The sequence below is a fragment of the Chryseosolibacter indicum genome, assembly GCF_018598585.1.
Lineage (GTDB): Bacteria > Bacteroidota > Bacteroidia > Cytophagales > Cyclobacteriaceae > Chryseosolibacter > Chryseosolibacter indicus.
This window is the reverse complement of the sequence record NZ_JAHESD010000063.1, coordinates 20,559-32,771: the sequence shown is the minus strand read 5'-3', so window position 1 is coordinate 32,771 and position 12,213 is coordinate 20,559. Positions and strand designations below refer to the sequence as shown.

General features: G+C 37.6%; 13 protein-coding genes. 1 reads left to right on the top strand and 12 read right to left on the bottom strand.

Features of this window, described 5'->3' with window-relative positions; translation table 11 throughout:
• Positions 1-78 precede the first annotated feature (78 nt).
• The 9 genes from KK060_RS20395 to KK060_RS20355 form a co-directional block, all read right to left on the bottom strand.
• Positions 79-792, bottom strand: a complete 714-nt coding sequence (locus tag KK060_RS20395; protein ID WP_254155710.1) for a lycopene cyclase domain-containing protein — start codon at positions 790-792, stop codon at positions 79-81.
• 5 nt (positions 793-797) lie between these two features.
• A complete protein-coding gene (locus KK060_RS20390; protein WP_254155708.1) occupies positions 798-1,292 on the bottom strand; it encodes a sterol desaturase family protein in 495 nt (164 codons plus the stop codon).
• Complete coding sequence (locus tag KK060_RS20385; protein ID WP_254155706.1) at positions 1,292-1,783, bottom strand: SRPBCC family protein; 492 nt, start codon at positions 1,781-1,783, stop codon at positions 1,292-1,294. Before KK060_RS20385 ends, KK060_RS20390 begins: the two co-directional genes overlap by 1 nt.
• A 54-nt stretch (positions 1,784-1,837) precedes the next feature.
• On the bottom strand, positions 1,838-3,154 hold the full coding sequence (locus KK060_RS20380) for a cryptochrome/photolyase family protein (RefSeq protein WP_254155704.1): 1,317 nt from the start codon (positions 3,152-3,154) through the stop codon (positions 1,838-1,840).
• 5 nt (positions 3,155-3,159) lie between these two features.
• Positions 3,160-3,687 carry an isopentenyl-diphosphate Delta-isomerase gene (gene idi, locus KK060_RS20375; protein ID WP_254155702.1) on the bottom strand — a complete coding sequence of 176 codons (528 nt, stop codon included), beginning with the start codon at positions 3,685-3,687 and terminating at the stop codon, positions 3,160-3,162.
• Entirely contained in the window at positions 3,688-4,524 is an 837-nt protein-coding gene (locus tag KK060_RS20370; protein ID WP_254155700.1) for a phytoene/squalene synthase family protein, read from the bottom strand. It lies immediately after the preceding gene.
• Complete coding sequence (gene crtID, locus KK060_RS20365; protein WP_254155698.1) at positions 4,508-6,007, bottom strand: bifunctional phytoene desaturase/3,4-desaturase; 1,500 nt, start codon at positions 6,005-6,007, stop codon at positions 4,508-4,510. Before crtID ends, KK060_RS20370 begins: the two co-directional genes overlap by 17 nt.
• Positions 6,008-6,014: 7 nt before the next feature.
• Positions 6,015-6,533: an RNA polymerase sigma factor gene (locus tag KK060_RS20360; protein ID WP_254155697.1), complete on the bottom strand. Its 519-nt coding sequence runs from the start codon at positions 6,531-6,533 to the stop codon at positions 6,015-6,017.
• Between the two features lie 138 nt (positions 6,534-6,671).
• The gene (locus KK060_RS20355) at positions 6,672-7,553 is read right to left on the bottom strand and encodes a MerR family transcriptional regulator (protein ID WP_254155695.1); all 882 of its coding nucleotides are present in this window, start codon (positions 7,551-7,553) and stop codon (positions 6,672-6,674) included.
• A gap of 87 nt (positions 7,554-7,640) precedes the next feature.
• Here KK060_RS20355 and KK060_RS20350 point away from each other — a divergent pair, with 87 nt between their 5' ends.
• Positions 7,641-10,088, top strand: coding sequence for a ligase-associated DNA damage response DEXH box helicase (locus KK060_RS20350; protein WP_254155694.1), 2,448 nt, complete (start codon positions 7,641-7,643; stop codon positions 10,086-10,088).
• 58 nt (positions 10,089-10,146) lie between these two features.
• Here the strand turns inward: KK060_RS20350 and KK060_RS20345 are convergent, their stop codons facing one another.
• The 3 genes from KK060_RS20345 to KK060_RS20335 form a co-directional block, all read right to left on the bottom strand.
• Entirely contained in the window at positions 10,147-10,590 is a 444-nt protein-coding gene (locus tag KK060_RS20345) for a nuclear transport factor 2 family protein (protein WP_254155692.1), read from the bottom strand.
• Positions 10,591-10,774: 184 nt separating this feature from the next.
• A complete protein-coding gene (locus KK060_RS20340) occupies positions 10,775-11,287 on the bottom strand; it encodes a GNAT family N-acetyltransferase (protein WP_254155689.1) in 513 nt (170 codons plus the stop codon).
• A 141-nt stretch (positions 11,288-11,428) separates the two neighbouring features.
• On the bottom strand, positions 11,429-11,809 hold the full coding sequence (locus tag KK060_RS20335; RefSeq protein ID WP_254155686.1) for a hypothetical protein: 381 nt from the start codon (positions 11,807-11,809) through the stop codon (positions 11,429-11,431).
• Positions 11,810-12,213: the final 404 nt, after the last annotated feature.

The following is a 12,213-nucleotide window of genomic DNA, read 5'->3' as shown; positions in this document are numbered from 1 at the left end:
CAATAAAAGGAAGCTGCATCAGTTTTGATGCAGCTTCTTTTTATTTGTGTACCGCACTTATGCGCTAGATGTTCACAATTAATTTACTTCTTCGTTTTTCCTGCCATACTTAGTCTCTAGCATCTCGGCGATCACAATTGAGTTTAGAATAAGTAACAATCCGTAAAAGGCATCTTCTACAGGAATAGTCCCTAAACGTATATTAAGGTTTTCTTCATTATTGTACCAAACAATTGGTTCATCAATAAAACTACCAGTAAGTATTCCGTTTACAATAAAAAAGGGGATAAGGACAAACAGGTATGCAAAATAAAATCGGCCCATGTATTCGGGCTTTACTTTCAGGTTAAGAAATGCCAGAAAGAGTGATGTAAGAATAAATGTTACACTAGTATATAAATGTTTTAGGTAATAGACTCCAATTAACAGGAGTATGATAATAAGAACATTGGAGATGACCTGATGATAAGAAAAGAAATAGTCTCTTTCGATCAGGTGGTTTAATGAAAAGTATATAAATATACTTGAATATGGGATACAAATGAAGAAGAGGATCTCTTCAAGAGGAAGATTGAAAATAAATATTCCTGTAAGGTATCTTTCATTAAATCCCCATACGCCCATTCTCGTAAACAACTCATCCCATACAATAAAGATAAAGGCTGTAATAAGTATAGCGGGAATTATAAATTTCCATTTTCTTGAGAAGTTAGCCTTGGGATAAAAGCTTGCTATAAATGGGATTATGAATGAGCCAATATTAATTGCGAGGTAATAATATTTTTCGTTCAAAATAATTACTGTGTTTGGTTTCTTTCTTTTTTAAAAACAAACTTATTGGGTTCATATTTTTTTGGAGCATATAAAAATCCAAATGCTTCACAGCCTTCTTTTGTGTGCTTTGTGTGATGGATATAGTGCGCGTTGATCATACGTTGTAAATATCTGCCGCGTTTCTTGGGTCTCCATCTTATACGTTGATGAACTATGATGTCATGAAAGACGAAATAAAATAAACCGTAGAAGAATATTCCGAGAGCTACTGAAAGCATGTAGGGATTGTACTCTACTTTAGAGTAGTAATAAAATAATGCAATAGAGGGAATACTAAATACAACTGCAAACAAGTCGTTTCTTTCTAATGAATGATTATGAACTGTATGATGTGACTTATGCCAGGTCCAGAGAAATCCATGCATTATGTATTTATGCGTGAACCAGGCAACGAATTCCCAAAAAAGAAAAGTACCAACAACTATCGCCGAACAAATTAAAATTAATTTCAAATCCATTACGCTGACCTTTTTACAACAAGTTCATTTTTAGTAAATAATTTTTCCAATACAGTGTACCTGTAATCAAAAATAGCATTAACCTTCCGGCCGACAAATAGCCAGTTTGCCATGCGGCCAATAAAGCCGAAGGGTATGGCATAGTTTACTTCATCCGTCATCTCAACTCCTCCTGGTACTTCCTCAAAATGGTGCTGGTGATGCCACATGGCATAAGGACCGAAACGTTGTTCATCTATAAACCTATACGGCGCATGTACATGTGTTATTTCGGTAACCCAGCCTACATTAATTCCTGGTAAGATATTTACCACATACCTGATGATTTGTCCTGCGTACACTCCTTTTTCCTCTGCGGATACGTACAATATTTTAAAATTCATGTAAGCCGGTGTAATGCGCGCAAGATTTCTTGGAGTTGAAAAGAAGCGCCAAGCTTCCTCAAGTGTAATCGGTAAAAACTGTTTACGTTTCAGATGATAAATTTTCATATTCTGAATGACTTACGCCAATTACTTAACAATTGTACCACGCTATGTTCTCGGCTATTCAAGTGCTTTTTTGTAAACTTTTAAGGCCCGCTCTCTTGCAAATTTATGTTCTATTATAGGACAGGGATATTTGTCAGTTCCATATTCTTTTAACCATGCTTTTACGTACTTATGGTCGGGATCGTATTTCTCAGCCTGCAATTCCGGGTTAAACACCCTGAAGTAAGGAGCAGCGTCGCAACCACAACCGGCTGCCCATTGCCACCCGCCATTGTTCGCAGCCATATCGTAGTCTAATAATTTTTTTGCGAAATAGGCTTCACCCCATCTCCAATCAATCAGAAGATGTTTTGTAAGAAAACTTGCTGTAATCATGCGAACCCTGTTATGCATAAAACCCGTTTCGTTAAGTTCCCTCATTCCAGCGTCTACTATTGGATATCCAGTCTTACCCTCGCACCAGGCTTTAAACTCTTTAAGATTGTTTCGCCAGCTTATTTTATCATAAGCTGGTTTAAAGGAATTGTTCTCAACTCGGGGGAAATACCAGAGAATCATGTGATAGAAATCCCGCCATATTAATTCATTGAGCCACACTTCATTCTTCTTCAACGCAATCTGAACAACTTTCCTTATGCTCAAAGTACCAAAACGTAAATGAATACTTAGTCTTGATGTACCTCTTATTGCAGGAAAGTCTCTTTGCTTGTCATATTCCTGTATTATTTTTAATTTAATTATACGTTCAGGAAAATCAGTTACTGCTCTCTTAAACCCAACTTCTTCAAGAGATGGCATAGGTAATGGAGGTATTAATTTAAAATTTCTGAAGTACTTTTCTACGGGATAACTCTTTGCATAAAACTTATTGAGTTTGCTTTTCCATCTTCGGCTATAAGGAGTAAATATTGTGTACGGATCACCTGAATCTTTTAATATTTCATTTGTATCAAAAATAACCTGGTCTTTAAACAGGTGAAGGTTGCATCCTTTTAATGCAAGAACTTTTTGTACGGACTCATCACGTCTTCGTGCGTATGGCTCGTAATCCCTATTGGTGTAAACTGCTTTAGGATTTATCTCGGAGAAAATGTCAACGGGATTTCCATAGAGGATTAGAAGTGAAGTATTCTTTTCCTCCAGCTGTTTTTTAAGTGTTTGTAACGAGTCATATATAAATGTTACCCTTTTGTCAAATTCATCTTCAAGATCGTTGAGGATTTCAATGTCGAATATAAATAGACATACAACGTCCGACTCATTCCGTAACGCATGGTATAAACCCGCGTTATCCTCAAGGCGTAAATCTCTTCTGAACCAAAAAATCGTAGATGTTTGATCCATCAATTCTTCAGCTTTATTAAGATTCATCAATTTTATAAATTAGGAGGAGCTAATTCAGAATTCAAGTCCGGGTGATTGATGATTAGCCTGAACCAGTAGGTATATTTGTCAGGATTCTTCTCCATGTCCTGTTTAAGCCAATCCAATTTTACATACTTCCAATCCTCAACTTCACTGGGGTTGATTTTGGGAGAGCCATTAAATTGACCTATAAAGACATGGTCATATTCGTGCTCGATAAGATCCTGATCAAGGTTGGTTTTGTATATGAACTTATACGCAAAGGTGGGTTGAACATCAATGCCCATTTCTTCACGCAGCCGTCTTCTGGTAGCTTCTGTAATATTCTCACCCGGCATGGGATGGCTGCAGCAGGTATTTGTCCATAAGCCGCCGCTGTGATATTTTTCTTTTGATCGTTTTTGAAGCAATACTTCACCATTGTCGTTGAATAAAACAATTGAGAATGCACGATGGAGAAGCCCCTTTCTGTGTGCTTCAAGTTTTTCCATCACACCAATGTTATTATCCTGTATATCAACTAATACAACCTTGTCCATTTAAATGATATTCAACTGATGTTTAATATAAGAATAAGCCAATAGAGCAGCCTTATGCCTATTACGTATTCTGATTCTGCTTTTAAGGACCAATTCAGATGGTGTATTTTTTATCTTTCTGTATAATGCCCGGTAATATACATAAGCTATGTAAACTCCCAACCGTGAACTTCGGGGCAATTGTTTAATACCTTTAAAACCTTCAGCAAAATCATGGTCAATACTTGCTTCTATTTCTTGCTTACTTTTCTGATCGAATTTATTTAGCTCTAAACCGGGAAAATAAGTTCTTCCTAATCCAATATAATCTGCATTGAGATCCCTCAGGAAATTAATTTTTTGAAATGCAGAACCGAGACTCATGGCAAAGGGTTTAAGATGCCGGTACAATCCTTCATCTCCTTCGCAGAAAACCTTCAGGCACATTAGCCCCACAACTTCGGCGGAGCCGAGAATGTATTCCTCATACTCGCTGGAGTTATAGCACTTTTGTTCTAGGTCCATTTCCATACTCTTTAAAAATTGTGCTATTAAGTCGTTACCTATTTCATATTTCCGAACTGTATGCTGAAAGCTGTTTAAAATCGGGTTAAGACTTATGCCGTCTTTTATAGATTGATAAGTTTCTTCTTTAAATTTTTGAAGCAGTACCTCTTTGTTATAATCATGAAATGAATCTACAATTTCATCAGCGAAGCGAACAAAACCGTAAATGGCATAAATTGGATCTCTTAATTTTTTACTAAGACAAAGTATGCCCAACGAAAAGGAAGTGCTGTAGACCCTTGTGGTAATACGGCTACATTTTAAAGAAACATTATCAAACAGGTCTTTCATGCTTTGCTTTTTTTCTATGTTTATCTATGAGCGCTTTTGCCGCCACCTGTCCCGAAATTAATGAAGGTGGCACGCCCGGCCCAGGTACTGTAAGTTGTCCTGTATAAAACAGGTTGCCCACGTTTTTGTTAAAAATACTTGGTTTTAAATTCGCTGTTTGTAATAAAGTATTTGCTAATCCATAAGCATTTCCTTTAAAGGCGTTGTAGTCGCTGATAAAGTCGTTGTGGGCGTAGGTTCTCTTATAAATAATATGTGCCTTTATTGACTCACCTGTTAGTCGTTCAAGTCGGTTAATTACAATGTCAAAATATTGCTCACGTATTTCTTCCCTGTCCTGTAAATCAGGAGCTACAGGAATTAATATGAAAAGATTTTCGCATCCATCAGGTGCAACTGTTAAATCTGTTTTAGAAGGACATGACACATAGAATTGAGGAGCAGTTGGCCATTGTGGTTTCTCATAAATTTCACTGGCGTGTCTTTCAAAATCCTCATCAAAGAAAAGATTATGATGCAGAAGATTTTTTACTTTTTTATTTATTCCCAGGTAAAAGATTAAACTGGAAGGTGCCAGTACTCGTTTCTGCCAGTAATCATCGGCGTACTTTCTAAAGGTCTTGGGAAGTAGTTGTTGTTCTACGTGATGATAGTCAGCACCCGCTATTATATAATCAGTTTCAACATATTGATTCGCTATGTTTAACCCCTTAGCCCTACCAGAACTAATATCAATTCCAGTAACCGAACTGTTAAAGTGAAATTTAACCCTAAGTTCCTGAGCAAGTGTAACCATGCCTTCAATTATTTTATACATGCCGCCCATCGGGTACCACGTGCCCAGGGCCATATCAGCATAATTCATCAGGCTATATAACGCTGGTGTTTTTTGCGGCGCTGCTCCTAAAAAGAGTACTGGAAATTCGAGAAGCTTTATAATGCGATCATCCTTGAAAAACTTTCTTACATAACAGGACATAGACTGAAACACATGTAATTTCAGCATACCCTTAATCAACGTAAAGTCTACCAGTTCGCTAAGTGAAAGTCCCGGTTTGTATACAAGGTTATTAATGCCAACATCATACTTATACTTTCCTTCATCAAGAAATTTTAGCAAGTGATTACTGCTTCCCTTCTCAAGGGATTCAAACAGCGTGCACAGAGCTTCTATCCCTGCGGGAATATCAGTATAATCATCTTTACCAAAGTAGACCCTGTAGGAGGGATCTAACCGCTTAAGCTGGTAGTAGTCTGAAGTGGTTTTTCCAAAAAGGTTAAAATACTTCTCAAATACATCGGGCATCCAGTACCAGCTTGGTCCCATATCAAATACAAATCCGTTGTGTTCAAATTTTCTCGCACGTCCGCCAGGCGACTCATTCTTTTCATAGATAGAAACATCAAATCCTTCTTTTGCAAGAAAAGTTGCTGCCGATAAACCAGCAAAGCCAGATCCGATAACTGTAACATGATTCATCATGCTTAAATTAGTAATATCCTGTCAATTTCTTCTGAATTTCCTGGCGTGCATGGAAAATCCGATTCTTAACAGTGCCAATTGGTATGTTTAAATGCTCTGCTATTTCATGATATTTATAACCTGATGTGTGCATCTTGAAGGGAATGAGAAATTCCTCTTTAAGCTCGTGTACATTCTTCCAAATATCTTCGTACTCAAATTTCTTATCAGGACCGTTAAATGTATGATCATCTTTAACATTTAGATGATACAGTTCCTTGGTGTCATCATTACTGGTACGTGCTCTTTGAGTTTTCCTGTAGTTGTTGATGAACGTATTGCGCATGATCGTGAATAACCAACCCTTAAGGTTCGTCTCCTCTTTGAATTTGTCTTTATACATTAATGCCTTCATCAAAGTATCTTGAACAAGATCCAAGGACTCATCCCTGTCGCGCGTAAAACGATGCGTAAAAACGCGAAGCGTCGGTTGGAGGTTTATAATTTCCTGGGTCAATTCAGTTACGCTCATATGTTCAACGTTCATTTTTTAAGGTTGAACAAGTCTAACTGTTGAATAACAGTTCTTAAACAAAAGGGAAGAGATATTATGGCGTTGTTTAACGGATTCTACCGAACTTCATTAAAAAAGGCATTTTTGATGTAGAAGGTTAAACAAGACGGGTTATTTCATAGCGGCTAAAATTGACTTCAGCTCAAATGCATCCTTAAAGAATTTCAAATTACTGGGAAAATGAAAGGATGCCTTTCTCAGCATTGAACCTGTTGCAAGGATCTTAGAAGACGGAAAATCACTCGAAAGCTTTTGAAGATACGCGTTTAGCTGATTTATAGTTGGTATTGTTGTTAAGGAAGTTATTAACAGATGAGGCTTATGAATTGAACAAACTGTTTTAAGATCCTCGTGAGGTACTGATTGACCCAGGTAAAATGTTTTAAACCCGGCCTTTCTGGTAATATAGTGGAAGAATAATAATGCAATCTCATGGAGTTCGTGCTCGGGAAGAAACAACACCGCACGAATTGTTGCTTTGGAAGCAACAGGCAGAGAGGCAATGCCGACAATAAGGCGTTGCCTCACCAGATTAGATATAAAATGTTCGTGGGCCGGGGTGATGTTCCCGGTTTGCCATAGAACCCCAATTTTTTCAAGAAATGGATAAATTACTTCCGTTATCGTCGCTTCAAACCCAAACTTGGTTTCAATACCATCGAGCTCAGCCTCGAATTTCTCTTCGTCAAGATCCAGCATTTGGGTAACAAGCTGATCGATGTATATTCTTTTTTCTTTGCCAGAGTTACTTAACTCAATCACTTTTTCGATGAGTTCCGCTTCGTTCATCCGGGCAATAGCTGAGATCTTAAAACCGTTATTGTTGAGGAGTGAAACGTTGATTATTTTTTTTAGATCGTAATCGGAATAGTAGCGAATATTGGTATTTGTTCTGGAAGGTTCAATAAGTTTATGTCTTTTTTCCCATATCCTGATTGTATGTGCCTTAATTCCGGATAATTGCTCAAGTTCCTTAATAGAATAGGTACCCATCTTAATTTTAAAAAATTATAAGCATTAACAGTTGAACAAAAGAAATGTTTATTGGGGAGAATAATATTATTCAACTAATTTTTAGGCGTGTACAATTTATTAGAGATCGGAAAAGATTGGTTTAAGGAAAGGGGGTGGCAGCCCTTCGATTTTCAGACGGAAGCGTGGGGAGCTTTTTTGAGTGGTTTTAGCGGCCTTGTAAACGCTCCTACCGGGAGTGGTAAAACTTATTCATTAATGGTTGCCATAGCCCTTGAGTTTATAAGAAATAATCCTGACTATAAGACCAAAAAGAATTCTGGCCTTCAGGCAATTTGGATTACACCGATCCGCGCGCTCTCTAAAGAAATTGAACTATCGGCCAATAGGATGATCGAGGGGCTTAAATTGCCATGGAAAGTTGGTGTACGATCGGGTGATACCTCTCTTAAAGAAAGACAAAAACAGAAGACAAAGCCTCCTGAGTTATTGATAACAACCCCAGAAAGCCTACACCTGCTCTTAGGTCAAAAAGGTTATCCTGAATATTTTAAAGACTTAAAAGTAGTAGTTGCTGATGAGTGGCATGAACTTATGGGCTCTAAACGTGGCGTTCAGGTTGAGCTGGCACTGTCAAGATTAAAATCACTTTCATCACAACTTAAAGTGTGGGGTATTTCCGCAACCATCGGCAACATGGGGGAAGCGCTTCAGGCCTTGCTTGGAGATTTTTATTTGCCAGGAAAGTATAAAATAATACGGGCTGATATTGAAAAGAAAGTTGAGATAGAATCTGTACTGCCTGATTCTCTTGAACGCATGCCATGGGCCGGTCACCTGGGTATTCAGCTTCTTGATAAAGTAATAGAGATTATAAAGCAAAGTAACAGTACACTCATCTTTACCAATACACGCTCTTTTGCTGAGATCTGGTATCAGAAAATATTGGATAGAGCACCTGAGTTCTCGGGACTAATGGCGATGCATCATGGTTCCATTAGTCAGGAGTTACGAAGCTGGGTGGAGGAGCAATTGCATGAAGGCAAACTTAAAGCCGTAGTATGTACGTCGAGCTTGGATCTTGGCGTAGACTTTCGTCCTGTTGAAACCGTTATTCAAATTGGAGGACCTAAGGGCGTAGCACGTTTTATGCAAAGGGCAGGTAGAAGTGGTCATCAGCCTGGCGCCATTAGCAAGATTCATTTTGTTCCTACTCATTCGTTAGAACTTATGGAAGCTGCAGGTATAAGGGAGGCAATACGAAGAAAAGTAGTTGAAGACCGCATTCCCTACATCAGGTCGTTTGATGTGTTGATGCAGTATCTTATCACTCTTGCTATTTCCAATGGGTTTGAAGCAGAAAAAACGTGGGAAGAGGTTAGAGGAACGTTCAGCTTTTCGAGTATCACAGACGATGAGTGGATTTGGTTATTAAATTTTATTACAACCGGAGGCGATTCTTTGAGGGCTTATGATGAATATAGAAAAGTTGTAGTTCGTGACGGAATTTATAAGGTTGAAAGTCGTACCCTGGCCATGAAGCATCGTCTTTCAATAGGCACCATTGTGGGTGATGCTACTGTTCATGTTAAATTTGTTTCAGGGAAATACCTGGGTACGATTGAAGAATACTTTATAGCAAGACTTAATCCCGGTGACGTGTTTTGGTTTGCCGGAAGAAACCTTGAGTTTGTACGCATCAAAGACATGGAAGTTCACGTGCGTAAGACGAAACGAAAATCGGGAGCTGTTCCTTCATGGATGGGAGGCCGTATGCCATTATCATCTCAAATGAGTGAAATGATACGCCTTAAAATTAATGAAGTGGTCGAAGGAACAGAGCGAGATATCGAGATGAAATTTCTTAAACCACTATTTGACCTTCAAATACAGCGCTCTCATCTTCCTGGTAAAGCAGAGTTTCTCATTGAATATTTTAAAAGTACCGAAGGCTATCACGTACTTATGTATCCTTTCGAGGGAAGATTTGTACACGAAGGCATTGCAGCATTAGTTGCATATAGAATATCACAGATTCAACCTATTTCGTTTTCTATTGCAATGAACGACTATGGTTTTGAATTGCTTTCTGACCAGCCTATCCCTATAGAAGAGGCAGTCGAAACGGATGTATTGGGAACTGATGACCTAATGAAGGATATTCAAGCCAGTATTAATTCCATTGAAATGGCAAGAAGAAAATTCAGAGATATTGCAGCAATATCAGGGTTAGTATTTAAAGGATATCCTGGTAAACCAGTTAAAGACAGGCACCTGCAATCGTCGTCTCAATTATTCTTTAATGTATTTAACGATTATGACTCACATAACCTTTTACTTCTACAGGCCTATGAGGAGGTAATGGACTTTCAGCTTGAAGAACAGCGGTTAAGAAGAGCGCTTGAAAGAATTGCGAAACAAAAAATCATAATCACTCATCCCGACAAACCGACTCCTTTTGCTTTTCCTATTATCGTAGATCGCCTTCGTGAGAAACTGACGAGTGAGAAGTTGGAAGATAGGATTAAGCGTATGGCTGTGCAATATGCAGAGTAGTTCTAGTAGTAGTTAATACTACTAGAAGTTTAGTATACAAGCATGACTTAAGTAATCGCTATTGATTTCGTACCGGATGACTTTGCCACAAAACATTGGTGATCATCCATTTTCCATCGTATTTGGCAAGGTGAAAATAGTCTGTTCCCCACTGCGCCGTTAGCTTACCAACTGCAGTCTTGTCTTGTACATCAAAGATTTCTATTTTCTTAGGTGCATCCTTAGGTAACTTTCCTTTTGCATTCCATTTACCTGCGAGGTCATAAAGCTGTTGATATGTCATTGTCATTTCAGGACCATATTCTGTTTTATCTTTAGGCCGTGAAAAACCTTTTTTTGAAAGGTTGGGATGAACTGATCTTTGTATTCTCTCAGGTTGTACCAGATATAGCGCGTCTACATAATCTTCAATTGCAGCATACACAAGATCTTTATCAGAAGATTGAGCCGTTGCATTTAACGACATAGCGATAAGACAAACAATAAGTAGCAGATGTTTCATAAAGATTTCTTTAGAGTTCTTAGTCATTAGAGGGATAGACATTTTGTATTTCTTCTACCCAAGAATTGAACCAAATAGAAAAGCTCATTCTTACATGGATTAATGGCTTTATAGGAAAATACATCTGTTCGTGTTCGGGCGTAGACGTGCGTCTGCGGTCACCTTTCAACTTTTTTAAAGCAGATCAATTTAAGGTGCTATACAGCAACAGCATGTCTTCTTGGTTTGGAAAGCTCAATTCTTTTACAAATTGCATTCCCAGCTTTTCTAAAAGACGTATTGAATTTTTATTATTAGGAAGTGTTATAGCCGAGATCGTTTCTAACTTAAATGTTTCGCGCGTGTAGCGCAGCACAGCTTTCGAAATCTCTAATGCATAGCCATTTCCTGTAAACTCAGGTAGAAAGGCAAAACCTATATCAGCGTGTTCAAGTTCTTTTCTTTTGAGAATGCCACATATTCCAATCGGTATATGGTCGTCTTTAAGTTCAACAAGCCATAGTCCAAATCCATTTTCATGATAGCTTTTAATAGGACCATTATTAAGATAAGTCAGGGCTTGTTCATGTGTTTTGATATTTCTGTCACCAATGTATTTGATCCATCCTTCTGTATTAACCAATCGTATAATAAAATCTGAATCGCCTGTTGTTAGCTTTCTTAATAGTAGCCGTTCGGTTTTTAAAATATAGGACATGATTTGTTTTATCTTCAATACACAAGCTAACGCGATATTAAGATATTAGTTGTCTTTAAATGTAGTACTGTATTGAGAAGGTTATGATTGATATTTCATTTGTTCTAATCACCGAAAGTCGTGATCGAAGACTTAAGAGTACTAAATATCCCGTTCTACCTCAAATTTTTCATGCTCTGCATTTCCAACGTACTTGTAGATCATTACAATCGAAGCAAAAAGATTGGCGATAATAATGGAGAGCCCAACAAGAATTAAGGGTATACCGCTGGCTTCAGTAGTAGCAACCTCATTAAATTCTGATATCAATGCAAACAACAGATAAACATGTATTAGTGCAAATGAAATTGCGACAATCAAGCCTCCGATTTTGTTTTTAAAAATTAGCTGCAAAACAAGTATAGCGATAAGAGCGATAGCAACAGGGTTAATAAAATAGGGTGGTGTAAAACCTGCTAATAAAACTATGACTATTATGTAGTATTCAACACTTAAGGTTAAAAATTTTCTGATGTTTCTCATAGCGTCAGATGTTATGCGATGGATCATAGTCTTGCAATGGAAGATACGTAAGAATTTGAAGAACGACAAGCTTACTTCTCCTGGTCATCGTATGGCTTATTAGCCTAAGCCGATCCAGATGAAATGTTTGAATGATAATTCTACTATTTGTATGAAATTTGTCTACTACTCTACGTCTGCAATACAGATTACACCTACTTCCTTTCATTAATTCCTTTCATTTTTTGTTCTGTTGAATATAGACTGAGTAATCGTGTTTAACCATGTATTAATCTTTTGGAAGATGATTGACGTTTTAATTTCTGGTTTTAAGTTGCTGTTACTTTATACTTTTTAGGTACACCTGTTTTGTTTTTGAGTTTGTTTCTCTAAATTCCTATCCCATTCTACTTACATCTTTAAAC